At 35.4% G+C, this 25556-nt stretch carries 25 protein-coding genes; 21 read left to right on the top strand and 4 right to left on the bottom strand.

Going from position 1 to position 25556, the window contains the following annotated elements:
* Positions 1-241: 241 nt before the first annotated feature.
* The gene (locus IW492_RS16360) at positions 242-1240 is read right to left on the bottom strand and encodes a 4-hydroxy-3-methylbut-2-enyl diphosphate reductase (protein WP_202069019.1); all 999 of its coding nucleotides are present in this window, start codon (positions 1238-1240) and stop codon (positions 242-244) included.
* A gap of 161 nt (positions 1241-1401) precedes the next feature.
* On the opposite strand from IW492_RS16360, the gene cysK reads away from it, so the two are divergent.
* The 8 genes from cysK to IW492_RS18780 all read left to right on the top strand — a co-directional run bounded on the left by cysK (position 1402) and on the right by IW492_RS18780 (position 8442).
* Positions 1402-2331: a cysteine synthase A gene (gene cysK, locus IW492_RS16355; RefSeq protein ID WP_202069018.1), complete on the top strand. Its 930-nt coding sequence runs from the start codon at positions 1402-1404 to the stop codon at positions 2329-2331.
* Between the two features lie 240 nt (positions 2332-2571).
* Positions 2572-3006, top strand: a complete 435-nt coding sequence (gene perR / locus IW492_RS16350) for a peroxide-responsive transcriptional repressor PerR (protein WP_202069017.1) — start codon at positions 2572-2574, stop codon at positions 3004-3006.
* Positions 3007-3015: 9 nt separating this feature from the next.
* A complete protein-coding gene (locus IW492_RS16345; protein WP_202069013.1) occupies positions 3016-3399 on the top strand; it encodes a RidA family protein in 384 nt (127 codons plus the stop codon).
* Positions 3400-3665: 266 nt separating this feature from the next.
* Complete coding sequence (locus IW492_RS16340) at positions 3666-5015, top strand: NADH oxidase (RefSeq protein ID WP_202069011.1); 1350 nt, start codon at positions 3666-3668, stop codon at positions 5013-5015.
* Between the two features lie 666 nt (positions 5016-5681).
* Positions 5682-6548: a YitT family protein gene (locus IW492_RS16335; RefSeq protein ID WP_202069009.1), complete on the top strand. Its 867-nt coding sequence runs from the start codon at positions 5682-5684 to the stop codon at positions 6546-6548.
* A gap of 159 nt (positions 6549-6707) precedes the next feature.
* The gene (locus tag IW492_RS16330) at positions 6708-7214 is read left to right on the top strand and encodes a cysteine hydrolase family protein (protein ID WP_202069020.1); all 507 of its coding nucleotides are present in this window, start codon (positions 6708-6710) and stop codon (positions 7212-7214) included.
* A gap of 74 nt (positions 7215-7288) precedes the next feature.
* Positions 7289-8170, top strand: a complete 882-nt coding sequence (locus tag IW492_RS16325; RefSeq protein WP_202069007.1) for an SPL family radical SAM protein — start codon at positions 7289-7291, stop codon at positions 8168-8170.
* A 77-nt stretch (positions 8171-8247) separates the two neighbouring features.
* A complete protein-coding gene (locus IW492_RS18780; protein ID WP_442896368.1) occupies positions 8248-8442 on the top strand; it encodes a GNAT family N-acetyltransferase in 195 nt (64 codons plus the stop codon).
* Between the two features lie 98 nt (positions 8443-8540).
* Here the strand turns inward: IW492_RS18780 and IW492_RS16315 are convergent, their stop codons facing one another.
* Complete coding sequence (locus IW492_RS16315; protein WP_202069002.1) at positions 8541-9092, bottom strand: LysM peptidoglycan-binding domain-containing protein; 552 nt, start codon at positions 9090-9092, stop codon at positions 8541-8543.
* Positions 9093-9652: 560 nt separating this feature from the next.
* Here IW492_RS16315 and IW492_RS16310 point away from each other — a divergent pair.
* Positions 9653-10495, top strand: coding sequence for a DUF4097 family beta strand repeat-containing protein (locus IW492_RS16310; RefSeq protein ID WP_202069000.1), 843 nt, complete (start codon positions 9653-9655; stop codon positions 10493-10495).
* Between the two features lie 91 nt (positions 10496-10586).
* On the opposite strand, the gene IW492_RS16305 is transcribed toward IW492_RS16310, so the two are convergent.
* Positions 10587-10988, bottom strand: coding sequence for an organic hydroperoxide resistance protein (locus IW492_RS16305; protein ID WP_202068998.1), 402 nt, complete (start codon positions 10986-10988; stop codon positions 10587-10589).
* 246 nt (positions 10989-11234) lie between these two features.
* Here IW492_RS16305 and IW492_RS16300 point away from each other — a divergent pair, with 246 nt between their 5' ends.
* The 6 genes from IW492_RS16300 to IW492_RS16280 all read left to right on the top strand — a co-directional run bounded on the left by IW492_RS16300 (position 11235) and on the right by IW492_RS16280 (position 20114).
* Complete coding sequence (locus IW492_RS16300; RefSeq protein ID WP_202068996.1) at positions 11235-12014, top strand: phosphotransferase; 780 nt, start codon at positions 11235-11237, stop codon at positions 12012-12014.
* Positions 12015-12049: 35 nt separating this feature from the next.
* A complete protein-coding gene (locus IW492_RS18195; RefSeq protein WP_236671967.1) occupies positions 12050-12400 on the top strand; it encodes an HD domain-containing protein in 351 nt (116 codons plus the stop codon).
* A gap of 93 nt (positions 12401-12493) precedes the next feature.
* Complete coding sequence (locus IW492_RS18190; protein ID WP_236671966.1) at positions 12494-13033, top strand: hypothetical protein; 540 nt, start codon at positions 12494-12496, stop codon at positions 13031-13033.
* Between the two features lie 1204 nt (positions 13034-14237).
* The gene (locus tag IW492_RS16290) at positions 14238-16628 is read left to right on the top strand and encodes a hypothetical protein (RefSeq protein WP_202068994.1); all 2391 of its coding nucleotides are present in this window, start codon (positions 14238-14240) and stop codon (positions 16626-16628) included.
* 229 nt (positions 16629-16857) lie between these two features.
* The gene (locus tag IW492_RS16285; RefSeq protein WP_202068992.1) at positions 16858-19038 is read left to right on the top strand and encodes a HelD family protein; all 2181 of its coding nucleotides are present in this window, start codon (positions 16858-16860) and stop codon (positions 19036-19038) included.
* Positions 19039-19679: 641 nt separating this feature from the next.
* Positions 19680-20114, top strand: coding sequence for a cupin domain-containing protein (locus tag IW492_RS16280; RefSeq protein ID WP_202068990.1), 435 nt, complete (start codon positions 19680-19682; stop codon positions 20112-20114).
* Positions 20115-20312: 198 nt separating this feature from the next.
* On the opposite strand, the gene IW492_RS16275 is transcribed toward IW492_RS16280, so the two are convergent.
* Positions 20313-20777, bottom strand: coding sequence for an Rrf2 family transcriptional regulator (locus IW492_RS16275; protein ID WP_202068988.1), 465 nt, complete (start codon positions 20775-20777; stop codon positions 20313-20315).
* A gap of 103 nt (positions 20778-20880) precedes the next feature.
* Between IW492_RS16275 and IW492_RS16270 the strand changes: the two genes are divergently transcribed.
* The 6 genes from IW492_RS16270 to IW492_RS16245 all read left to right on the top strand — a co-directional run bounded on the left by IW492_RS16270 (position 20881) and on the right by IW492_RS16245 (position 25229).
* Positions 20881-21729: an SDR family oxidoreductase gene (locus IW492_RS16270; RefSeq protein ID WP_202068987.1), complete on the top strand. Its 849-nt coding sequence runs from the start codon at positions 20881-20883 to the stop codon at positions 21727-21729.
* A 237-nt stretch (positions 21730-21966) separates the two neighbouring features.
* Positions 21967-22419: a DIP1984 family protein gene (locus IW492_RS16265; protein WP_202068986.1), complete on the top strand. Its 453-nt coding sequence runs from the start codon at positions 21967-21969 to the stop codon at positions 22417-22419.
* Between the two features lie 175 nt (positions 22420-22594).
* Positions 22595-22945 carry a DUF2200 domain-containing protein gene (locus tag IW492_RS16260; protein ID WP_202068985.1) on the top strand — a complete coding sequence of 117 codons (351 nt, stop codon included), beginning with the start codon at positions 22595-22597 and terminating at the stop codon, positions 22943-22945.
* Between the two features lie 246 nt (positions 22946-23191).
* The gene (locus tag IW492_RS16255) at positions 23192-24067 is read left to right on the top strand and encodes an aminoglycoside 6-adenylyltransferase (protein WP_202068984.1); all 876 of its coding nucleotides are present in this window, start codon (positions 23192-23194) and stop codon (positions 24065-24067) included.
* Between the two features lie 299 nt (positions 24068-24366).
* The gene (locus IW492_RS16250) at positions 24367-24858 is read left to right on the top strand and encodes a GNAT family N-acetyltransferase (RefSeq protein WP_202068983.1); all 492 of its coding nucleotides are present in this window, start codon (positions 24367-24369) and stop codon (positions 24856-24858) included.
* A 29-nt stretch (positions 24859-24887) separates the two neighbouring features.
* Positions 24888-25229, top strand: coding sequence for a GNAT family N-acetyltransferase (locus IW492_RS16245; protein ID WP_202068982.1), 342 nt, complete (start codon positions 24888-24890; stop codon positions 25227-25229).
* The last annotated feature ends 327 nt before the right edge of the window (positions 25230-25556 follow it).

Genomic DNA, 25556 nt, shown 5'->3' with positions numbered 1-25556 from the left:
GCGTACCCGAATTTTCTTACTCAACGGCCTTATTCAATACAAATAAAAAACACCGGAGAAGGAGTTCGATTCCTTCTTCCGATGTTCATTGGTGATACTATCAGTCCGATTTGACAAAGAGCCCTTAATTTCGAAGGAGCTGCTCCTGCGGTTACTCGTCGCAAAAAGAATTTTTGCTTTTGTTCCGCCATTTATTCGCATTTAGATATAAAGAGAGTTTGGGATTTAAAATTAGTTCTGATTACCGTTTCCCCTGACGCAGCTCTTCTAAGCGTCGTTCTCTTTTTTTGTCTATTTCTTTTATTCTTGGTCGGGGAAGTATCGCTTCGTCCGCAACTTCAGATTTTTTAATATGGGTAGTTGGATTCAAATAGTCAAAATTCTCCAAATAGTCAAGAACTTCTCTGACAATTGGTGTGGGAGTGGAAGCGCCGGCAGTGACTGCTATTTTTTTTACAGTCTTAAGCCATTCCGGACGGATTTCGGAAACGTCTGAAACACGATACGCCTTCACACCCGCCTGAGATTCAGAAACCTGTGCCAAGCGGTTGCTATTATTACTTTTCGGATCACCAACCACTAAAGTCAAATCACAGCCCTGAGCCTGTTCCACAACTGCTTCCTGCCTTACTTGTGTTGCCTTGCATATATCCTGATGAATACGGATATATGGGAATTTACTTTTTATTAACTCAATCAAATCCAATACATCCCATTGACTCATCGTTGTCTGATTAGTTAAAAATAATTTTTTATCTTCAGTGAACGATAACTCATTGATATCTTCAACAGTAGACACCAGATGAACATGCTCCGGTGCAACGCCTACAGCCCCTTCTGGTTCAGGATGATTTTTTTTGCCAATATAGATAACATCGAAACCTTCATTTACCTTTTTTTCGATTAATTCATGTGTAATAGTTACATCCGGGCAGGTTGCATCAATGACAGTCAGTCCTTTTTCAGCAGCCAGCTTTTTTATTTTCGGAGAGACTCCGTGAGCCGTCAAAATCACAGTTCCTGTGTCAACTTGATCAAGAATATCTTCCCGATTTTCTCCGTCGAGTGTTTGGATACCAACACTGGCAAAGGCTTCCGTCACATGTCTGTTGTGAACAATCATTCCCAATATATAGATAGGTCTCGGAAGCGACTCATCTAGGGAGACATTCCTGGCAATTACCATTGCATCAACAACCCCATAACAGTAACCTCTTGGACTTATATTTATAATTTCCATTTACCTAGCTCCTAATTATTGTTTTCTTTACTATACACTACTTTTATTAAGGATTTATAAATTTCAGTGGACAACTATATAACTATAGCAAATTAATGGCGTGATTTCAAAAAATGCGCTATGATTAGAGAAATCTAATAATTATGAACGGGGGAAATCACATGACAAAAATTGCTAAATCTATTACACAATTAATAGGGAAAACGCCTATTGTTCGATTAAACAATATTGTTCCGACTGATGCAGCTGAAGTTTATGTGAAGCTGGAATTTTTCAATCCTGGAGGGAGCGTAAAAGATCGCATTGCGTTAAGTATGATTGAAAAAGCAGAAGCTGACGGCAAATTAACTGCAGGCGGTACGATTATTGAACCGACAAGCGGGAATACAGGTGTCGGCTTGTCAATGGTCGGCGCTGCAAAAGGCTATAAAGTAATCATTGTTATGCCGGATACAATGAGTGTGGAACGTCGCCAGTTAATGAAAGCTTACGGAGCAGAATTAATTTTGACTCCCGGTACTGAAGGAATGAAGGGCGCAATCGCCAAAGCAACTGAACTAGCTGAACAAAATGGCTATTTTATGCCTCTTCAATTTGATAATCCAGCAAATCCATCAATTCATGAAAGAACAACGGCAAAAGAAATTGAAGACGCATTTGGCAATTCCGGTGTGGATGCTTTTGTTTCCGGTATTGGTACTGGCGGGACAATTACCGGAGCCGGTCATGAATTAAAACGTGTTTATCCTTCTATAAATATTATTGCAGTTGAGCCAACTGAATCACCGGTTTTAGAAGGGGGTACCCCTGGTCCGCATAAAATTCAGGGAATTGGCGCTGGATTTATTCCTAAAGTGTTGGATACAGAAGTTTATGATGAAGTGATTGCTGTATCAAGTGATGATGCAATAAAAACTGCAAGAGCAGCAGCTTCACAGGAAGGAATTTTGGTAGGAATTTCAGCTGGTGCTGCGATAAAAGCTGCGATTGAAACCGCCCAAAAGCTTGGGAAAGGCAAAAAGGTACTTGCTGTCATTCCTGATAATGGTGAAAGATATCTGTCGACTGCTTTATATCAAACAGAAGAATAGCTGACCGCAGGCAATAAAAGAGCCTTGTGTTTCTGTTCAACCGTTTACTCGGATTTTCCAAATAGTATTGGTCTGGGAATTATTTATGTACCAGACCAATTTTTAAATGTTTTTCATTACTAATGAAACTTTTATTTAACATAAACAGGAAGAATTCCCGGTTTTACAACATTTTCAGCCAATATTTCTTGTAAAGCTTGTTTAGAAATAGTATTATTTAAGAAAAGGAGGGATTTTTCAATGGATAATGTATTGGTCAAAAATGCAATGGAAGAATTGAAAGAAGCCAATATTCGGATTACTCCCCAACGTTATGCTATTTTAGAGTACTTAATAGAAAATCATACGCACCCAACAGCGGACGAAATCTATCGGGCATTGGAGGGGCGCTTTCCTAATATGAGCGTTGCTACTGTTTATAACAACTTAAGACTTTTTACAGAAATTGGTTTTGTTCAGGAAATGAATTATGGAGATGCTTCCAGCCGATTCGACTTCGGATCAAAAAAGCATTATCACGCAATCTGCCAAAATTGTGGAAAAATAGTCGATTTTCACTATCCTGGTTTGGAAGATGTAGAGATGGCTGCCAGCAGGCTTACTGGTTTTGAAATCAATGAACATCGTTTGGAGCTATATGGCGTATGTCCGGATTGTCAAAAAATAAAGGAATAGGAGTACCTTATGATCAAAAAAATACATACTGATCGTGCACCGAAAGCAATTGGACCTTATGTACAGGGAAACATATACAATGGATTTCTATTTGCATCTGGTCAGGTACCGCTTCATCCTGATTCGGGAGAAGTTATTGGAAACACGATAGAAGAACAAACAAAACAGGTACTCAAAAATATTCAGGCTATCTTGGACGAAGCAGAAACTTCATTTGATCAAGTGATTAAGACGACTTGTTTTTTGAAAGATATGAATGATTTTGCTGCATTTAATGAGATTTATGCCACAGCATTTAACGAACACCTGCCGGCACGCTCTGCAGTTGAAGTGGCAAGACTCCCAAAAGATGTGCTAATTGAGATTGAAGTAATTGCTGCAGTACCTGATTAAGTTTGATTTCACAAGCTGAGAGAGTTGATCCTCTCAGCTTTTTTTGTTGCTATAAGGGAATCCTAGATAAATCTGTGAACAATATAGAAAATATATTATACTTTCATCTTGGATATTGTGAAAAATATTCTTTCGATTCACAAGCACAAGAATCGAATAATGATTCTCAGTTTGTTATAGTTCTAATTGTAACCTGTATTAGAACCTTTTAGGTCCTATGCAGGAAACAAAATTTAGAAAAATTGAAAGTAGAGGGGAACCATATTATGAAAGTGGTAGTTGTAGGATGTACTCATGCTGGTACAGCGGCTGTGAAAAATATTCTGGCCCATCATCCAAATGCAGAAGTGACTGTTTATGAAAGAAATGATAATGTATCCTTCCTGTCTTGCGGAATTGCTCTGTATGTCGGAGGCGTTGTAAAGGATCCTAAGGGACTGTTTTATTCCAATCCTGAAGAATTAGCATCTCTTGGTGCAAAAGTACACATGGAACATGAGGTGGAATCTATTGATGTTGACAATAAATCTGTTGTTGCAAAAGATTTATTGTCTGGAAAAGTTGAAACTGTCTCATATGACAAATTAGTGATGACAACAGGCTCTTGGCCAATCGTTCCCCCAATTCCCGGGATTGATTCAGAAAATGTTTTACTTTGCAAAAACTACAATCAGGCAAATGTAATCATCGAACAAGCAAAAAATGCTAAGAAAATTGTTGTCGTTGGCGGCGGCTACATTGGGATTGAATTGGTTGAAGCATTTGTAGAATCCGGGAAACAAGTAACCTTAATTGACGGGTTGGATCGTATTCTAAATAAATATTTAGATAAAGCCTTCACAGATGTTCTTGAAAAGGAATTAGTTGACCGAGGAGTAACTTTAGCTTTAGGAGAAAATGTTCAGGAGTTTAAAACTGATGCTTCTGGTATTGTAACTAAAGTTGCTACACCAAGTCAGGAATTTGATGCAGATATGGTGATTATGTGTGTAGGGTTCAAACCTAATACTGTATTGCTTGACGGTAAAGTTGATATGCTTCCTAATGGTGCTCTGATTGTGGACGAGTATATGCATACAAGCAATCCAGATATTCTTGCTGCGGGTGATAGTGCAGTGGTACACTATAATCCAAGCGGAACGAATAATTATATTCCTTTAGCAACGAATGCTGTTCGCCAAGGAATGCTGGTAGGCTGCAATCTGACAGAAAATAAACTGGCTTACCGCGGTACACAAGGAACTTCCGGATTGTATTTATTCGGTTGGAAAATCGGTTCTACCGGAGTGACATTAGAAAGTGCAGAAATGAACGGACTTGAAGTTGAAGCGACATTTTTTGAAGATAATTATCGTCCGGAGTTTATGCCCACGACTGAAAACGTGATGATGGAACTGGTTTATGAGAAGGGAACGAATCGGATTGTTGGAGGTCAGTTGATGTCCAAGTATGATATTACACAATCTGCGAATACCCTATCTTTGGCTGTTCAAAATAAGATGACTGTTGAAGATTTGGCAATCTCTGATTTCTTCTTCCAGCCGCATTTTGACAGACCTTGGAACTATTTGAATTTGCTTGCTCAAGCAGCATTAAACGATATCAACAGCAAATAAAAAATGTTGATTAAAAACGGGCAGATTAGTTCAACAGTCCATGGAAATCAGTGAGAAGTCAATAGTATGATCAAGTGAATGATCTATAACTTTACAAAATCAAGTTTTAATAAGATTACAACACATACGGTTGGTACGTTATAGTGTATCACTGAGCAGAATAAAAAGAAGCGATCGACTATGAATCAATCATTTGTCATACTAAGCAAGAGGACAAGTGAGGGAGGCAGGTCGATCGCTTTTTGAGGTTTTCTACTTATTTTCGAGCAGCTCATTAGATTGAAAAAAATGCGTATACTTCTGGAACTAACCGATCCTCTTTTGCCTCTTATTTCAAGGTGTGATGGAAATTGAATGGTAGTGTTTTAGATTGTTGTACCGGATTAGATATTTATTTGAAAGAAATTGTTGCTTGTGTTCTGGAAACAAGGCGACTGGCTGAAAACAAAATAGAGTCCCTCAAGTCTTACAGAAAGCGGGGATCAAATGAGATTAAAGATATCTATGGCGAAATATTGCTCAGGTTCCTTTCTCTTGACTTATATGAAAGGATTAAAAGCTTAATATACTTTTAAATGCTCCTCATTAAAATTTTTCTCATATTCATTACAAAATCCTCATAGACATGGTAGTATAGCTGAGGATTAATCAGAGAGGAATTTGCAGATGAAAAATAGTATACTAAAGAATTTCATAAAGGATACATTATATGTAATTATTGGATCATTTATTCTGGCACTTGCAATTAACAGTATTCTTTTACCTATGTCGATTGTTTCCGGCGGTATTTCAGGTCTTACTATAGTATTAAATCATTTATTTGGCTTTAATCCAGCATTGGTCTTATATGCTATTAATATTCCAATGCTCATTCTTTGTTTTATATTTTTAGGAAAAGAGAATGGCTTAAAGACCGTTTTCGGAAGTTTAATTTTTCCTTTTTTTGTGGGTACTACAACTGGTATCCCTGTTTTAACTGAGAATGCACTTTTGGCAGCTGTCTATGGCGGGATAGCTGTGGGGATTGGTTTGGGACTGGTCTTTCGAGGAAATGCTTCTACAGGTGGTACGGCAATTCCCGCACAGATCCTTCATAAATACCTGAAAGTACCTTTGGGGCTCTGCATTTCTATTGTGGATGGTTCCATTATTCTAGCTGGACTTCTTGCATTCGATGTGGATAGAATTCTTTTTTCAATGATCTGTCTTTTCTTAACTGGTCGAGTAATCGATTTGATTCAGGTTGGAGTAGTAAGATCAAAGAATGTTTTTATTGTTTCTCCAAAATATGAAGAAATCAAACTCACATTATTGAAAGAGCTGGATAAAGGTGTGACAATGATTCCTGTAAAAGGCGGATATCACGAACAGGAAGGAATGCTCTTAATGACAGTTATCAAGGAAAAGGATTTTCCGAAAGTAAAAGAGGAGCTGCTTCGGATTGATGAACATGCATTTATCATTTCAATGAATGCAAGTGAAGTCTTTGGCAGAGGGTTCAGCCTGCAACGTATGTTTGAGTATATGGAATAAGAAAAATTTATGAAAATCTTTGGAGAAGTCTCTCTGAAGGTTTTTTCTGCACTGTTTTATTATTGATAAGTGTTTATGTATAATGAGAGAGTAACAGTTGAAATACCACTTTAAGTATACAATAATATTGTTATGTAAACTAAAAAGAGGAAGCAAGTTATTTCATGGAAAAAAAAAGCACTTTTAATTATTGATTTGCAGGTAGGTCTTGAATCTGCAGAAAAAAAGCTCTTTCAACTGGAGAGAGTTCTAAATGAAGTAAATGATCGAATCGCTGTTTATCGAAAAGAAAATCGGCCGATTATCTTCATCCAACATGAAGATGAAGAGCTGATGCCAGGCTCTCATGCCTGGCATTTATTTCCTGAGCTGCATGCAGAAGAAAAAGACTACTATATTTCCAAGACACATGCCAACTCCTTTTTTCATACAAATTTAACTTCACTCCTAGAAACATTGGGGGTTACTCAGCTGGAAATCTGCGGTGCTCAAACTGAATATTGTGTTGATACAACGATACGAATGGCTCATGGGCTTGGATATAATTGTTTTATGAAAAAAGGATTAACAACAACGCTGAATAACAGCAGGTTGACAGCTTCCGAGATTATACAACATCATGAAGCAATCTGGAATCTGCGGTTTTTAACTTTTTTTTCTGAGTAAATAAATTCTATTCTTAAGACAGGGTGTAAACTTAAAGCAGAAATTTCTGTCTGAATGAAAAGGAGGAAATACTAATGTCTGGTATTACGGCAAAGCAGATTTTGACAAAAACGAAAAATACTGACTGGTTTGGTACAGACTATAACATGAATGTTTATCGTGGATGTAATCATGGATGTATTTATTGTGATTCAAGAAGTGAGTGTTATCAAATTGAACAGTTTGATCAAGTAACCTACAAAGAAAATGCTTTGGTGCTTTTAAACCAAGAATTGCAGGGGAAACGTAAGAAGGCGGTCATTGGTTTTGGTGCCATGTCAGATGCGTATAACCAGCTTGAAAAAAAGAAATACTTAACCAGACAGGTACTTGAATTAATCGATATTCATGGCTTTGGCATATCTTTAGCCACAAAGAACAGCCTTCTCACCAGAGATATTGATTGTTTCAAAAAGATTCAACGTCATTCACCTGTAAATCTTGGCTTCTCATTCAGTACATCGCATGATGGGCTTGCACGAAAAATTGAAAGAAATGTGTCATTACCAAGTGAACGATTTAGAGCTATTGAAGAGTGTAAGCTAAATGGACTATACTGTGGTTTGTTAATGATGCCGATTTTGCCTTACATAACAGACAATTGGAAGTTAATGGCAGACTTAATCTATAAAGCCCATGAGGTTCAAGCAGATTATATCTATCCGTTGTTTGGGATGACATTAAGAGATCGTCAAAAAGACCATTATATAGCCAGCTTGCATAAATTGTCACCGGCATTGGCAGAGAAATACCAACGAAACTATAAAGAAACTTACTTTTTCCCAGCCCAAAACTATGAAAGACTTGTAGATAATTTTAAGAATCTATGTACTAAACTTGGTATCGTTTACGAGATGGCTGAGATTATAAGTAATTATCAGATGCCTTATGAAGCCGAACAAAGTACATTATTCTAAAAAAGGAGATAAGCTCTTATAGAGGTTAGACAAATTGAAGAGAGGGGTGCTGGAGTCTTCTTGCAGATGCAGCATCAATAGAAAAGATAAAACATGTTGCTTATGTTATTATTGGTTTGCTAAAAACAGCACAGAGAAAAGGGCTTGGCACACTATTTTTCTCAAAACTTGATTGTTGGGCTGAAAAAAGGAAAGTTAGACGGCTGGTATTAACTGTTATAACAGAAAGCCAGGCAGCAGTAAATCTATATAGGAAGCTGGTTTTGAAATAGAAGGCATTAAAAGACAGGCAATTTTTCAAAATAACAATTATATGGATGAATACTACATGTCCAAAACCCTTTAATAACAGATTTTGGACATGCTTCTTTTATTTGACCGTTAAAACATCACCAATAATAACCGTTGTATCGACCATATTATTTTTAAGCATAATTTCTTCCAAACTTAAACCGTGCTGTTCAGCAATCAATGATAGGGCATCTCCCGGCTGAACGATATACGTAGTTGCTTCAGCTTCAGCAACTTCAATGACATCTTGGACCTGATCCGTTTCTTGTCCTTCTGCGACATCTACATCGGAAGCAGGTATGCCAGTTTCAGGCGGAGTAGAAGAGTGAACTGTTTCGCCCAGTGCAGTCTCCTGTGAGTCAGATGTATTTGTTTCGGCAGCAACACTTGAAGAAGTTGAACTGTTGGTTGTCTTGGCAGTTGAAGCGACCGAGCCTATTTTATCAATCTCCTTTTCAAGACGGACAATTTGCTCGTTAAAATAACTTTTTTCAGTGCTTGCCTGGTAGGTTTGGTATGCCAGATAACCTAACCCCAGCGTATTTATTAATAATAAAAGAAGAAGGATAACCAGTAATGCTGATGCCCCTGAATCTCTTCTTGATACACGACTTCTGTACTTTTCTCCCATAGATAAAAACCCCTTTTGTTTATTTTCATTAGCAAGTATAGCATATTTGTTTAAAAATAACTTCTGTTTTTTGTTAAAATTATGTTATTAAATCACAAAATAATTATTTGAGTGTTATAACCAGTGGGCATCCATAAAGGAATGGCAGAACAGGTATACCTGACATTTGATAGAAATATATTTCTAAGAAAAGAATAGGATTTTAATGTAATTAAAAGAAGTACATTCCGCTAAATACTTTCAAACCTGTTCAGCAATTTCAATCAAAAGAAGTGTATAGACTGGGAAGTACTGTGATCAATCATTTTTGTAAGAAGCTGGGAAAGCTTGAAGAACGCTTGCATACAGACTGCACTAAAAGAATTGGAAAGCAAAGATATGAATTTTTACTAAATTTTTTAGAAGAGTTTTATTTGTAGATGGTAGGATGAATGATTCCGTATTAAAGAAAATAATCAGACATTTGTACCATAAAAAATCCGTCGCAGGACTTATGCTTACTAACAATTAATTCGCTATACTAAAATTATGAGTTAAAAATGAATGTGAGGTAAAATAGAATGAATATGAAAAGAACACGATTGGCGATTATTGGAGTAAGTGCTTTTCTGTTATTGTCAGGATGTCAGGGATTTGGTCGTTCATCTTATGATGAAAAAGAATATGTAAGTGAGAATCTGGTAGAGGTACTGGAAATAGAGGATAAAAATATTCCTGTTACTGTTGTTGGAGTGGATGAGAGTCAACCAGTAACAATCACCTATTATGAGAATAAAAATGAAACCTACACAATTGATGACCAAAATAATAAACTGGTTATCAAAAAGAATGAACCGAAGAAAGGCTGGTCAATTTTTTCATGGTTCAATTTTAACTTTGGTAAAGGAGCTGAAGTGATGGTGGAAGTTCCTTCAAGCCAGTTAAGCTCTTTAAATGTAAAGACAAGCAACAATAAAATTTCAGTCGAAAATATAAGTACTAACAACGCCAAGCTTGAATCTTCAAACGGAAAAATTCATCTGGAAGATATTCAAGCAGCAAACAAAATAGAAGGCAAGACAAATAACAGTAAGATAGAGTTGGATGACGTCAATGCTAAAGAAATTGACTTTAAAACATCCAATGGAAAAATTGATTTATCGGAACTATCATTTTCAGACGGAAGATTCGAAACAAGTAACGGAAAAATTAGTTTTGACGAAATTTCGGTAAAAAGCTACTTAAGCATTAAAAGTTCAAATGGTCCAATTAAAGGGACGATTGCAGGAAAAGAAAATGATTTTAGTGTTGAATCGAAAACATCAAATGGCAAGAATAATCTCAGCAATACAACATCCGGAAATAAAGAGTTAGTTGTTAAAACTTCTAACAGTGAAATAAAAGTAGATTTTTCGATGGATTAGCAAGGTCGTGCCGCCATCAGAGATTTCAGACTGATTAAAAAAAGAGAAGCTGTTATAAAAATGATAGCTTCTCTTTTTTGTGCAGTTATTTTTAAATCAGCTCCAGCTTAACCTCAATGTTGCCTCTGGTTGCTTTTGAATATGGACAGAAGTCATGTGCTTTTTCAAGATATTCTTTTGCTGTCGCTTCATCCAGATCTTCAATATGCACATCCATAATAACACCAATCTGATAGCCTCCATCATCCGTTCCGTAGAGTGAAACTCTGGCTTTTACTGTACTGTCAGCTTCAATGCTTCCTTCTTTTAAAACATGCTGCAATGCTCCGTTAAAGCAAGAAGCATAGCCGGCAGCAAACAGCTGCTCTGGATTTGTTCCTTCTGCGTGAAGACCGGGAGGTGTAATTTTCATATGCATTGTTCCGTTTGGCGCTTCGACGTAACCATCTCTTCCACCATGATTGGTCATGGCAGTTTCATACATTTTTTTCATCTTATTTCCTCCGTTCATGTTTACACTTTTAATTGTAGTGCTTGTTGTCTTTTTGTTCAATTAATTTGATTGGGTCATATTTGGATTTTAAAGCTGGAGGAATAATATAAAAAAATGGATAGTTTTCTCCCGCATAGTTTGATACGATAAATAAAGTACACTTCAGAGAAGCATTTAAATACATTTAACTAAAAATTGAAAATACAAGACATAAACAGAAAATAGGCTTGGCAGGGAGGCAGCGCAATGAAAAAGGAACTTCAGGGAGGAAGAGAAGGACAAATTTTTAGAGAAGGGAACGCTGTCATACGGCCGATGAATTCTTGGTCAAAAGAGGTACATGATTTTTTGAGTTTTCTGGACAAGCAGGGGGTTGAGTCTGTTCCAAGACCACTTAAATTGACGGAAGCATCAGAGTATGTTTCTTTTGTACCAGGAGAAGTATTCAACGATCCGCTTCCACAAATTTTTTTCACAGATCAGATGGTTATTTCTGCCGCTGAATTATTAAGTATTTTTCATGAAAGAGGTAAAAATTATATTTATAATTTAACAGGTTCGGAGAAATGGATGCTGAAATCAGGTGATAAAGCAGAAATCATGTGCCACGGTGACTTTGCCCCGTATAATGTAACTATAATTGATAACAAAGCATTTGGTATTATTGATTTCGATACTCTTCATCCAGGTTCAAAAATGGAGGATGTTGCATATGCCGTTTACCGCTGGTGTCTATTAGATGGAGGTCAGGCTGGTGAGATTAGCTGGAGTGAGAAAATCAGAAAAACAAAGCTTTTTCTTGATATCTATGGACTTGATGAAAAGGATCGGGTGCAACTGCCGTGGGCTATCACTAAAAGGTTGCTGAATTTGGTCTCTTTTATGGAAAAGGAGGCAAGTAAAGGAACACCCAATTTTCAAAAAAATATAGAAGACGGTCATGTAAAGAAGTACTTGACAGATATTGAACAGATTAATAAACGCAAGAAGCAGATTATTTCCGGCATTAGAAATGTAAAATTTTGATCTAAAAACAGGTTCAGTCAAAAGGAGTGCTTTTTATGAAAATTTCCGATGAATTATATGGTGAATATGAGCTCAAAGATCAGGTCCTTATAGATTTAATTCAAAGTAAAGAACTGCAGCGTTTAAAAGAAATTCATATGGCCGGTCCGGCATATTTGTTAAATCCAGTCTGGAACGAAACAAGATATGAACATTCAATTGGTGTGATGCTGCTGATTAAAAAACTTGGTGGATCATTGGAAGAGCAAATTGCTGGGCTTCTTCACGATGTTTCGCATACAGCATTTTCTCATCTCATTGATTTTGTATTGGATAAAAAAGAAGAAAATTTCCATGAAGAGATTAAATTGGATTTCATTTCTAAAAGCAGCATTCCGAATATTTAAAAAAACCACGGGTATGATTATAAAAAACTGCTGCTGGATGACACGCAATGGGCAATTTTAGAGCAGTCAGCTCCAGCATTATGTGCGGATCGAGTGGACTATACACTTCGGGAAGTTCATCGATATTATGATGTTCCCCTTCATGAAATTCATTCATTTCTTAATAGTTTAAAGCAGTTGAAAGGACAGATGGTTTTAGATGAATTGATTTGGGGCGAATGGTTTGTTGAGCAGTATAATAAAGTTGTTGTTGATTTTTTTTATGAACCCTTGAATATTTACAGCAATTATTTGCTGAAACAAGTAATCCATTACGCAATGAACCAAGAAATAATTTCAGAATCAGATTTTCTTCTGACAGATAACGGACTTCTTCAAAAAATACAGTCAGCTGATAGCTGGGAAATAAAATGTCTGCTTGACTTTTTACAACAGCCGCCTGATTTAAAGATTACCGGAGCAGGAGAAGACTTCGACATTTTTCATCAGACCAAATCACGTAGTGTCGATCCATTTATACTCGTTTCAGAGGAGATAGTCACGACCTCCGAAAAATCAATACAGGCAAAAAGACAAATCCAAAAGGCTATCCGGCGAGGTGAAGAAGGACTTTATTTGAAAATCCAACAGTAAAATACAGAATAAGTTGCTGAAAAACGATTCCGTACCAGGCGAATAATCTGATAGAAGATGTTTCTTTACAAAAGCACTCTCAATATGCCAGTTATCATTAAGGGCGTGTATTTCAATAGAATTAGTTTTGTACCGTAAAGAAAGAATGGCTGACAGGTGTTTGGAAAAATAAGTAGTATTTTCTAATTTGCCAGTGGATGCAATTCAGAAAAATATCCAAACATATACCCAGCTTGTCTCTTGGATAAATCTCAGCAAAATCTACTGGTCTTTTTGCTGCTTCATGAAAAAGAAAGAGCAATACCTTGTTCTTCCAATGAAAACAGCATTTTACTTCGAAGTTTTCCAACAAACTTTACTTTTCAAGGGAAAAGTTATGCATAAATCACACTTGAATTGCTGGATAGCTATATAAGAAAATATTTTCCAAATATTAACGAATGAAAAATCAAATGCTTGTTATCTAAAATATGATACAGACCGTTCCGATAGATTTGAGTCGCTGGCTAAAGTAACTGAGGAAAACTGGTTGTTTTAAGCTTAATTACTTCAAAATCAGGCACATCGTATTCATGAGGCACTGCAATATATCAGCTTAGATCGGTTGTATTTGAGTCCAGTTCAACGGAAGAAGGAAATATCCTGGCAGAAGATAAGCAATGGGAGAAACTAAGTTTCATTTGCCCAATCGCTGAAGAAGTCTGGGCGTAGTTGTTTAGTGAAGAAACGAAATAAGAAACAGTCAGAGCATCTTTTTTATTGATGTTCTGGCTATTTTTGTAGAACCGTTTTCTTTTGAATAATATAAAAGCAAGCGAGAAAAGTATGGGGTATACGAACAGAACTTTACCTAAAGAGGAAAGAAGAAATTATTTTTATTGGAGAACGGAACAATGGACTGTCATATTTTTGGAGTGCTGCTCCTTCTGATCGACTATTTAAATATCCAAGTGGAAATCTCGAGTTTATACCCCGAAAACGAGAATATCGAACGAAATTTTTGTTAATTTTTCCATTTTCCTGAATTATTTTTTCATATATTTTTATTATTTTATCATTTTATGTAAAAAAGTGATTATTATAATTAATCTAAATAAAAAAAAGGTAATTACTGTTAATAGAGGGATTGCAATATCTCTAATTTAAAGATATCCTTTAAATGGGTTGAGTAAAATTGTGTAAATATTTTGGAGGAAAATGAATTATGAGCTTTTATATAGAAGCACAGTTGATTAAGAATTTAAATAGTAATTCATCTGAAAATAAAAAAAGAAATTTTGAAGTAACTTTTTCAAATTATACAGAAGATGACAAGAAAATAGAGCAAATTATTTCTAAAGGATTGAATAGCTTTCAGAAAAGAAATAGTACGGTTCGAATTGATGATGGATTTATAGAATTTTTTGAAAATAACTCGGTGAAATTAAATCTTGAATGTTCGTTTATCCACGTAATAAATGATAGAGAGCTAGAGCATTTAAGACAGGAGCTTATTACTGTTTTTCAGCCTTCAGAAAATAGTCAGGCTGCTGTACCCGCTGTTATTCCAACAAATCAGCCTGCTTTGACACCAAATCTTGCATTGGAAGTTGAGGAGATGAAGCAGGATCTCGAAGCGGCATTTGTCTCAACCGTTAACTCAAATATCAAAAGCTTCCAACATGAGTTAAGAAAAGAACTTAATGCTCAATTAGATGGTTTTCGAGCTGAGATAACAAATGAAATGACCAGAATGTTAGTTGACATTAAAAATGAGACAGAAAAAAGCAGCGCTATTTTAAGTGACGATTTGTTGATGTCTCAGGAAACAAATGTTGAACTGATTCAAACAGAAATAAGACAACTCTCTCAAAAGGATAAAGGAAACTATTCCAAATTGAAGAAAAAACTAGAAAAGCTGGAGTCTGTAATTTCTTCACAAGGAATACAGAATGAAGGCTTGAAACAGTCTCTGATTGATGCGTATACGGAAACAGCAGATGATAATGAAGAAAAACTTGCATTTTTTAAAGATCAGATATCAAGCGAAATAGAAGAAAATAATCTTATTCTTAGTGAAGAACTGCAGCAAACAGAAAAAAAATTTAATGAGCAGCTGACAACAGAGACAAGAGAAATTAAGAAGAGGATTCAACAAGTTAACTTGCTTGTAACAGAAGCAAATGATTCTTCAGCAGATGCCATTGAATCTGCTGAGCTTGAGAAACATTTTTCAGCACTGACAAAACTGATCAGAGAAAGAGAAGGACAGACAAACGCAATTTTAACAACGATTCAAGAGCACAGCATTCATTTGGAAAAACGAATTGATGAAGTGAACAAACGGTCTGCCAAATTGGATCATATAGAAGAGTCTGTTTCAAAAGTAGTTTTTGATTATCAGAAGGAGAGTCAAAAGGTTTCAAAAATTGTTGAAAATCTTCTTCTTTCAACTGATGGTGAGCTCAAAATGACTAATCTACTGGATGCTATCAAAGAGAATAAAACAGAATGGTCTTCATTGTATACAGGTATTGAACAAAATCATGAAGAACTAAATAAAAAGATAACTCAGCTTGAACAAAATATACACGAAATTCAGAAAAATATGAGCCAGATTGGCACTTCTGTTTCAAGGTATAATGACGAGCATAATAAAACAGTAACGGTCATAGATAAGCTTCTGAAAGAACAAAAAGCAGACATGAAAGCATTACTTCTAAACGACCAATCAAATACAAATAACAAACCACACATTGAAAAAATAGACATCCAGGCTCCTGTTAAAGAAACGAAAAAGCCTGAGCGAAAGATAGAAGCAACAAAGAGAGAAGAGCCTGAAAAGAAACAAGTCCAACAGAATGAACCACAAAAAATAGAAGCTAAAGTGGAAGTACAAAAGCAGGAAGAACCTAAAAAAGTAAAACCCAAGGCTGAATTACCAAAAGACACGGAACAAAAAACAGTTGATACTGCACCTGAGGGAAATGTTGCTGAAAGTCAGAAACTAGCAAAAACAGAGCCTGTAAAAAAAGAAGAAATAAAAGTATCCGTTATTGCTCCTGAAACTAAGCCAGCTGTTGAAAAGGTTGTGGCACAGTCCCAAAGTAATTCAACGGAAAAGAACGAAAAATCTGCAGAGAAACCAGGTCAGCCCAGCGCATTAAAAACAGCTGTCATGAAAGAGATCAATAATGCTGAGAAGAAAAGACTCTCAGTCAATAGAAATCAAGTTAATCCCCTGATAGATCATTACGATAAGGCAACAGATCTATTTGCGGAATCCTATACACTTCAAGGTGCAAATAAAATGTTGAAAAAGAATAAGTCTGACTACCGGGAAGCAATTATGAATGCAAATTATATTGAATATCGCTGGACTAGTATACAGCCTGATTCATACCTGTTTGAGAAATATAAGCTCAATGATTTCTTAAAAGAGGTTCAGCAGCTTCCGGAATTTTTATCACAATTGAATGCTGAAAGTAAAAAGGAATCCAGATTCAATCAAAACGTTATAAAGATAAAAAATTCTGTTTGGCAGAAACTTTCTGGATATCTTTGGCTAAGCATTTATCTTGAGAAGATCCTTGCTTTGGAAACACCACATGAGTAAATAATTAACTGCTTATAACGATTGAACCGGGACTGAATGGCGTCTCGGTTTTTTACTTTCTTATACAACCCTGAATTGTCAATTAGATGCTGAAAGTGATATCCTAGAAAATCAATAACTATCAATCCTTCATCCATTCACCAAGTATTAACTTATTTATTAGCTAAATCATGAAAACTGTGCTATATTATTTTGTTACACTTATTTAACGTGTCTTTTGAAAAGGGGAATGGTTATGTCAGATGAACAAAAGCTGGAAGAGAATTATTTGAAGGAAGTATACGATGAATTGACTGCATCTCATGAAGAGCTTAGTAATAAAGTTAAAAAATCAACAGAAGAAGGACGTTCGGCACTTCAGACAATAGACGAGGATGTTCGTTTAAATCATGATAATATATCAGATAATCTGGATACCTATGCTATGCTTGAAATGAAGAACAGAGAAATCGATCAAATGAACATTCGTATAAAAACTGCCGAAATAGAGTTGAAAAAGGTTACCTCATTATTAGATTCACCTTATTTTGGAAAAATAAATGTTGATTTTTTAGATGAAGAGCCAGCAATGGATTTTTATATCGGCATCAGTAATTTTACTAATAAAGATGGAGAAATTCGTATATATGACTGGCGTTCTCCAGTTTCAGAACTTTTTTATAATAATAAGCTGGGTAGTTCAACATACATTGCAAATGGGAACTCCATTCATGTATCTATTAATAATCGTAGACAATTCATTATTGAAGAGGATCGGCTGATTAAATTCTTTGACACCTCAATTGCCATTCAGGATGATATTTTGTTGGAGGCGCTGGAACGAGATTCACAAAGCCTGATGAGAGATATTACCTCGACAATTCAAAAAGAACAGAATGTTATTATTAGGGACACGGAGAATCCAATTATATTAGTAAATGGGATTGCCGGCAGCGGGAAAACATCAACGATTATGCAAAGAATCGCTTATTTACTGTATCTTCTGCAAAAAAAAATTACCTCTGATGATATACTAATTCTATCTCCAAACCATCAATTTATTCAATATGTTTCAGATGTGCTGCCTTCTCTTGGGGAGAAAAATCCTTTGAATTTAACGATGATTCAGTTTGTTCAGAAATATAGTAATATCCCCTTAAATCTGGAAGAGGAGGAGCAATATTTTTCCAGAATCAATAAGAATAAGGTTGACGAACAGACAAAAATTTTAAGAGAAAAAAAGTTTGTAGATTATCTTAGAGGTTCAGATGAACTACTGCTTTCAAATTTAGATTTCTTCAAAGAAATTCGATTTAAAGGCAAAGTAATCATTACCAAAGAAAAGATTCTAGAAATCTATCATTCTACACCTGATTATCCTCAGTTGATAGATAAGCTGCAGGCAACTAAAAAACGATTAAGCAGTTATTGGGAGAGCCAGCTTACGACTCAGGCTAAAAGCAAACGAATACAAAGCCAGATTTTATCTCTTACAGAAGATGTGCAAAAGAAATACTTTGGGGAACTTATTGCTGATGATTCCGAAGCGGGTGTTATTCGATATGGAAGAACACTGCTAAGAAAAAAATATCAGCGAATTACCAAAGCTATTCAACAGATTCAGTGGATAGACAATCAAAAAATGCTGTATTTGATTTATTCGGCATATACTGAAAAGAATGATTATTCTTCTGCTGATCAAAAGTCGCTGGATGAAGCAGTTATTCTGATGATGATCTCTCAAATCTTTATTGAAAAGATAAATCTGCCTAAAATGAACTTTGTATTAATTGATGAAGTTCAAGACTATACTCCCGCTCAGCTTTCCTTGTTAATTGATTTGTTTCCTCATACAGCATTTACAATGGTAGGCGACGAGAATCAGGCGATTTTCAATTCATCCATTGATTTTACTAATATTATCCGACTATTCAAGGAGAAAAATCAGGATGTAAAACAGTATAATTTATTGAGCAGTTATCGATCAAGCGGAGCAATTACAAAAACATTTAGACAGCTGGTTACAAATGATGAGAAGATGGAAATTATTCCTATCCGACCTGATGGAGATCAGCCAAAGCTGTTTAAATTCACTCAGCAAACTGACTTACTCAGTATCTTGGAAGGAATTTTTTCTGAGTTATCTGGAAGCCTCACGATTATTACTAAATCAGAAGCAGAGGCAAAAGAAGTTGCTGGGCTCATGAAAAAAAACTTTACAGAAGGAAATAATCAATTTCAGGTGCTGCCCATCAGTCTATCTAAAGGACTGGAATTTGATCAAGTACTGATTTACGATGTTTCAAGCAGCAACTATCACACAGATCGAGATAAAAAGATTCTATATACGAGCATATCAAGAGCCATGCAGAAGCTGTTCATCACTTATAAAGGGGAGAAAAGTCCTTTTATCTCAGAATTTAGTGAATAGATTTGATGGAATACAAATAAACCAGCTGGGAAATTAAATTACTCCGCTGGTTTTAATTTTTATTATTTCTTACTTGAAAATAGCAGAAGATCGTATTTCTTTTTCTGAGATTATGGAATAATAATAAACAAGTATTATAATTGTTTTACTGTATAATATTTTTAAATAAAAGAGTCCGTAATCGGAGCCGACAGCGTGATTCGGAAGCAGAGATAATGAATAATAGCCAACAATGTGTCCCTACGTAAAGATAAGCTTTGCTGACGAGGAAGAATAATATGAATTTTATAAACAAGAATATACTGGGCAGAAGATTAGAGAAAGTTTGTCCCAAAAACGATTATTGAAGATAACATCAATTCTCTTAAAAATAAAGGGGGACTATCTCTTCCTTTACAGAATATGAGATTACGTAGATAATCAAATTATTAGTACTGATTATTTAAGCAACTATTCTGAAAGAGGTAATAGAAATCAGTATTTATTCTAGCACTCTTCTAAAAATAAAATTGAGATAAGTAAACCAAGCCTATTCCAATTATCTGATGGAAACAAAGCCCATAATTTTTTTGAATCCAGAAAGAATATTGGTAAAGTGCTTCTTGTACTCTAACAAAAAATATAAATGAGGTGACTATAAGATGAACCAGTTAACCGAAATACAAAAACTTCAGGATTCTATTTTTGTAAAAAAAGAAGAAGGAACTGAAGTGAACTATTTTCTGTATCCAGAGTTTGAAGTACACAAAAATGTTCTTCCTTCCAGAGCTATTCAGGAATGGCATGCGCATACTGTTGTTGAAGAAGTCATCGTCGGCATAGAAGGAATATTTCATGTGGAATCTGTTGAGAATCAGAGAATTTCAATTTTAGAAGTGAACAAAGGTGACGTAGTTCGTGTTAATAACAGTATCCATCGTTTAACAAACAGAAATAATGAAGCAGCTGAATTTCTTGTGTTTCGTTTTGTTAAAACAGATGAGGATCAGTCTGAAATGATTAAGCAGGATAAAACTGTATATAGCAAGGAACAGGTCAAGCAACTGGTTAAAAATGATAAACAAGCATTAATTTAGGAAGGTAAGCTTTTGGATTTCTATTGATTATTTTGCGCAGAAATTTCAAAAAATGAAGAGCATCAGTTGTTGGTAACGAACTTTGACAGCTCTTCTATGAAAAAAATTTTTGATTCTTTAATAAAACACTTTTCCCGAAAAAATTGTGGAAAAAGTGCTTTTAGTTTATAGGGTATATTCATCTATTAATCAAGGATTTTACAAAAATGGTCTTACCTGATTTCTATTTTCAGGATGCTTTTCAATTTCTCGTTCAGAAATTTCTCCGATGATATCTCGGAGTGTGATTTTTTTCATCTCATTTTCAACAGATTGCTGGAGCAAATCGTATTTCTCCAAGAGGACGTCTTGAATATTCCCTCCAACAATACAGCCGGGAGCAGTTTTGGTATCGACATGGAAGAGATCAGAATGACTTTCCACACTTCTATAAATATCATACAAGCTGATCTTTTCAGGCTTTCGGGATAGCTTCGGGACCGCTTTTCCACTATGACTGATAATCAAACCTGATTTTTTTAGCTGACTCATAATTTTTCTGACAGAAACCGCATTTGTTTCCACACTGGTCGCAATAACTTCACTTGATAGATCTGTTCCTTTAAATATTTCTATATACGCCAAAATATGTATGGCATCACTAAATTTCACTGAATATTTCATCAGACTTCTCCTTTCCGGATTTTTCTCTTGATTTATAGTACCACATATTATAGAATAAACCTGTATTTTTAAAAAGAACAGGATTGAGATTGGAGGAATAAGAATGAATTATTTAATCACAGGTGCAACAGGAGAATTAGGCGGACATGTTTTAACGTATTTGAAAGAATTAGTTCCCAAGGAAAACATCTATGGTCTGGCAAGAAATCCAAAGAAAGCAGAAACCTTAAAAGCTAAGGGTTTTAAGATACGCTTAGCAGATTATGAAAATCAAGAAGCTTTGTCAGAAGCATTGGAAGGGATTGATCGGTTACTGCTGATTTCAGGAGCTCCCGGCAATCGCCAGCAGGAGCATAAAAATGTTATTGATGCCGCAAAAAAGGCCGGAATTAAATTTATCGCCTATACAAGTTTGGCAAACGCCATGAATGCAAACAGCCAGCTCGCTGAAGATCACGCCTACACAGAAAGGGTGATCAAAAAATCAGGACTGAAGCATACGATTCTTCGGAATAACTGGTATCTTGAAAACGAACTTCCTGTTATTGAGGCTGCATTATCTAGTGGAAAATTTGTTTATAGTGCTGGAGAAGGAAAAGTCGGCTGGGCTTTGCGTCGGGAGTATGGAGAGGCAGCCGCAATTGTTTTATCAGGAAAAACAGAATATCCTGAAATTTTGGAGCTGTCAGGAACGCCTGTTGATTATAGAGAATTGGCGAGAGCTGTTAAAGAAGCCTCCGGAAAAGATTTTGATGTGTCGAATGGAGGAGACAACGAATTTATCGAAAATCTTACCGCAAGTGGTTTGCCGGAGAAAGTAGCCGAGGTGTTTCTGAGTTTCCAACACGATATTAAAAATAAGAAACTTGATGTATCTTCAGATGATTTTGAAAAAGTGCTAGATAGACCATTAACACCATTGGCAGCAGCTGTAAAGGAACTTTTGGACTGAATGAATAAATAGCTTTGATTTTGGAATTGGTCCTAACAGACTAGGCATATCCCTTCAATCAAAGCTTTTTCCTGCATTAAAACATAATAATATTATATGAGCAGCAATAAAAAGAAAATAATCGATTGGTAAATACAGTAACAATTTTATCAGATGGACATTTCATGTTATTATTAGTGGAAATAGAAAAATGTTACATCAAAAAATACTAAATTATACAAAAGAGAGGTGGGTTTAATGAAACTGGCAGAAGGACTATTGCTGCGTTCAGAATACCAGCAAAAACTCGAAGGCATCCAACAACGAATTTTAAAGAATCTGAAAGTTCAAGAAGGGGACGAGCCTGGAGAGTATCCAGAAACATTACTGAAAGAATATTCAAAAATAAATGAGGAGCTGAGCTTTTTGGTTACTCAGATTAATGCATGTAATCAGCAGAAAATACTGGATGATGGCCGAACGATATCAGAAGCATTGATCGCTCGAGAAGAAATGGTTCGTAAGAGAAAATTATTGGTATTGATTCAATCAACTGCCACAGATTCAAATTTTAGAAGGACAAGAGCAGAAATAAAAATTAAAACAACAGTAAATATTTCAAGGCTTCAAAGAGAGATTGATCACTTATCCAAAGAATTCAGAAAACTGGATACACTTATCAGAAAAACAAATTGGTCAGTTGATCTGTAATGCAGTAGTCCGTCGGCAGTTCATTTTCACTGAACGCACAAACTTATAGTAAACTGGTAGGACATACATTTACTTGTGAACAATTTAACTATTATAGATCAAAAGATCAAAGAAAATCTGTAAATGCGGATTTTATACTTATGTAGATATTATTAACAGAAAAGAGGAAACAAAAATGACTAAGCCAAGAATTTATACCATGAGTTTCGCCAGCGTTTACCCTTTATACATTACAAAAGCAGAGCGTAAAGATCGTACCAAAGAAGAAGTAGACCAAATTATTTACTGGCTGACTGGCTATAACGAAGCTGGCTTAAAAAAACAGATTGATACCAATATTGATTTTGAAACATTTTTCAATGAAGCACCTAAACTTAATCCTGATCGATCGTTGATAAAAGGAGTTGTTTGCGGTGTTAGAGTAGAGGAAATTGAAGAGCCGCTTATGCAGGAAATCCGTTACTTGGATAAATTAATTGATGAACTGGCTAAAGGAAAAAAATTGGAGAAAATTTTGCGCAGTTGAATATGTCTGAGCTATTAGGCTTGAAAAACTGAATAATTCAAAAAACACTCGGATATGATATCGGGTGTTTTTTTTATATGGACGATACTGAATTTTATTGAGATAATAAACATAATTAATGAATGAGCAGCATTTTTACTTATCTTATTATTAATGAGATGAAAGCTAAAATATTTTGTAAAGGTTAGTGAGAAGTTCTATTATTTTTGAAGGAGCAGTATAATTTGAAAAGGGGAAGTATTTTCTATGGGAAAAAATGAGTTGTTTTACGATCGCTTAATTAAAGCATTCACTTCGGTTGGGAAAGTGCAAAAAGATATCAAGGCGGCTTATGTTATCGGTTCGAGAGCTAAAAAGGAGCAGCTTACTGATCAATGGTCTGACTTGGATTTGTTAATTTATACAGAGGAGCCTGAAAAATATTTGGAAACACCAAAGTTTATTTCTCAATTTGGGACGATTTGGAGTTCCTTTAAGGTTAAGACAATGAATGATGAGCAGAAACGTCTGACTCTTTTTGATGGTGGCTATCAGGTTGATATTGTGGTAAAAACCAATAAGGAATATGCGGAACAGATTAAATCAGAAGAAGTGCCCGAAATATTTAATCAAGGTGTTCAATTAATTGTAAACAATGCTGGGAATGGGGAACAGCTACTGCCGAATCAAGAAAATCAACTAGAGAAAATACCTTTGACAGAAGAAAATTTTGAACAGTTAAATCAGCTTTTCTGGTTTATGACCCTGTCTATCAGCAAACAATTGCTGATAGAGGAAAACTGGGCGGTTAAAGCTAAAGAACAAGCATATAAGAATGTCACATTTCAAATGATCGAATGGTACGAACTTTCTCTTAAGGACAAGAATGTTGAAGAAAAAAGCAGCGGCAGATTCATCAATGAATGGACAGAACCCTCTGTTTACAAGGCTCTTTTCAATGTTTTAGGGCAGTTTGGAATGGAAAATAACTGGGAGGCATTGCAACAATCCATTGATTTGTTTTTGAATCTGTCAGAGCCTTTGCAGAAGCTTACCGGGTTTATTATTTCTGATGATCTGCAATTGAAAGTTACAGACTGGATTGAAACCAATAAAGGGTTGAAGCAGTCAGAGAGCAGCTAAGGTGAGAGTTTATTAAAATTGCCAATATTCTCTAACTGTCACAGGAGCAAGTAAAAGAAATGACTGCATAAAACGAGATTAAAGATAGTTTGAGTTTATCTGCATTGCTGCTGCTTTTCTCAAGAAGCTTAACAATTGATTAATGCTGGATAATCAGAGAAAATCATTAATCAAACCAAGTTGTTTTAACAGGGTTTAGTGAAAGTGGGGTATGATTGATTTCAAGGAATGATATATAATAATTGAGAATTTTTATACAAAAAAAGTTTAATTAAATATATTGTAAAGGATGGCGACAAGTGCAGCTCACTTTTAGATCAGCAAAATTAAATGATTTAGATAGAATTATGGAAATTGAACAGTCAGGTTTCTCACCAGAGGAAGCAGCAACAAGAAAAGCGATGAAAGAAAGAATTCAAGTCATTCCAGATAGTTTTATTGTTGCCACTGATCCACGAAACAAACTTTTGGGCTATGTTGTAGGTCCGGTTATTAATGAACGATGTTTGTACGATGACCTATTCAAAAAAACTGTTTTGAATCCTCAAACAGGCGGATATCAGTCAATTCTAAGTCTTGCAGTTGCTCCAGAATATTATAGGCATGGTATTGCAGGGAAATTGCTGAAAAAATTATCAGAAGAAGCAAAAGGCCATAAAAGAAAAGGGATTACACTAACTTGTTTGGAGGAACTGATCCCTTTTTATGAAAAAAACGGGTATAAAATTGAAGGGATCTCTAGTTCACAACACGCCGGAGAAACTTGGTATGATATGATTTTAGATTTTTAGAAAAACTCTGAAAAAGGGAGTACGAAAAGATGTTAAGTAAAAGATTGAAAATTAGAAGATTTGAATCAGAGGATTTAGCAGATGTTCACGACTACTTATCTGATGATGTGGTGGTAAAATATGAGCCATATGCTGTACATACTTATGATGAAAGTCATAGAGCTTTGGAAAAAATGAGTCATTCAGCAAATTTTTGGGCTATTTGTCTCAAAGAAACCGGTCAAGTAATCGGACAGATTTATCTTTCCGAGCAAGAGCAAAATAGCTGGGAACTTGGCTATGTTTTTAACCGAAAATTTCAAAAGCAGGGATATGCAAGTGAAGCAGTATCCATATATCATTATTTCGTATATGAAGTTACAGAATATTAAAAATATATTTTAATTTACTAAAAATATTTAAAGGTGGTAGTATTTTGGCATGTCTTAGATTTAACAGAAGAAAAGAAACTCCCCAACAATACCATGCTCGGAGAAAAAGAGAAACTATATTGATACTTGTAATTATGGTTATAGGTTCTCTAGTGCACTTCATAAGCTGGCTATTTCAATAGAGATTTAAGTCGAAAACACAGCACTCAGAGGTTCAAAACAGGTACGAAACAAGTACAAAAGAACTTTGAATAATATATACAATGTTATCTATTTTGATTCGTTTTATTTGGTTATTATTTAGCTGATTTTTGAAGATTCCTATCC

The sequence above is a fragment of the Enterococcus sp. BWB1-3 genome, assembly GCF_016745275.1.
GTDB lineage: Bacteria > Bacillota > Bacilli > Lactobacillales > Enterococcaceae > Enterococcus_L.
Note: the sequence above shows the minus strand (reverse complement) of the source record. Positions and strands in the feature narration are given on the sequence as shown.

Coding starts and splice junctions, on each gene's coding strand:
- IW492_RS16360 (WP_202069019.1), bottom strand. CDS start 1,240: ATGGAAATTATAAATATAAGTCCAAGAGGTTACTGTTATGGGGTTGTT.
- cysK (WP_202069018.1), top strand. CDS start 1,402: ATGACAAAAATTGCTAAATCTATTACACAATTAATAGGGAAAACGCCT.
- perR (WP_202069017.1), top strand. CDS start 2,572: ATGGATAATGTATTGGTCAAAAATGCAATGGAAGAATTGAAAGAAGCC.
- IW492_RS16345 (WP_202069013.1), top strand. CDS start 3,016: ATGATCAAAAAAATACATACTGATCGTGCACCGAAAGCAATTGGACCT.
- IW492_RS16340 (WP_202069011.1), top strand. CDS start 3,666: ATGAAAGTGGTAGTTGTAGGATGTACTCATGCTGGTACAGCGGCTGTG.
- IW492_RS16335 (WP_202069009.1), top strand. CDS start 5,682: ATGAAAAATAGTATACTAAAGAATTTCATAAAGGATACATTATATGTA.
- IW492_RS16325 (WP_202069007.1), top strand. CDS start 7,289: ATGTCTGGTATTACGGCAAAGCAGATTTTGACAAAAACGAAAAATACT.
- IW492_RS16315 (WP_202069002.1), bottom strand. CDS start 9,092: ATGGGAGAAAAGTACAGAAGTCGTGTATCAAGAAGAGATTCAGGGGCA.
- IW492_RS16310 (WP_202069000.1), top strand. CDS start 9,653: ATGAATATGAAAAGAACACGATTGGCGATTATTGGAGTAAGTGCTTTT.
- IW492_RS16305 (WP_202068998.1), bottom strand. CDS start 10,988: ATGAAAAAAATGTATGAAACTGCCATGACCAATCATGGTGGAAGAGAT.
- IW492_RS16300 (WP_202068996.1), top strand. CDS start 11,235: ATGAAAAAGGAACTTCAGGGAGGAAGAGAAGGACAAATTTTTAGAGAA.
- IW492_RS18195 (WP_236671967.1), top strand. CDS start 12,050: ATGAAAATTTCCGATGAATTATATGGTGAATATGAGCTCAAAGATCAG.
- IW492_RS16290 (WP_202068994.1), top strand. CDS start 14,238: ATGAGCTTTTATATAGAAGCACAGTTGATTAAGAATTTAAATAGTAAT.
- IW492_RS16285 (WP_202068992.1), top strand. CDS start 16,858: ATGGTTATGTCAGATGAACAAAAGCTGGAAGAGAATTATTTGAAGGAA.
- IW492_RS16280 (WP_202068990.1), top strand. CDS start 19,680: ATGAACCAGTTAACCGAAATACAAAAACTTCAGGATTCTATTTTTGTA.
- IW492_RS16275 (WP_202068988.1), bottom strand. CDS start 20,777: ATGAAATATTCAGTGAAATTTAGTGATGCCATACATATTTTGGCGTAT.
- IW492_RS16270 (WP_202068987.1), top strand. CDS start 20,881: ATGAATTATTTAATCACAGGTGCAACAGGAGAATTAGGCGGACATGTT.
- IW492_RS16265 (WP_202068986.1), top strand. CDS start 21,967: ATGAAACTGGCAGAAGGACTATTGCTGCGTTCAGAATACCAGCAAAAA.
- IW492_RS16260 (WP_202068985.1), top strand. CDS start 22,595: ATGACTAAGCCAAGAATTTATACCATGAGTTTCGCCAGCGTTTACCCT.
- IW492_RS16255 (WP_202068984.1), top strand. CDS start 23,192: ATGGGAAAAAATGAGTTGTTTTACGATCGCTTAATTAAAGCATTCACT.
- IW492_RS16245 (WP_202068982.1), top strand. CDS start 24,888: ATGTTAAGTAAAAGATTGAAAATTAGAAGATTTGAATCAGAGGATTTA.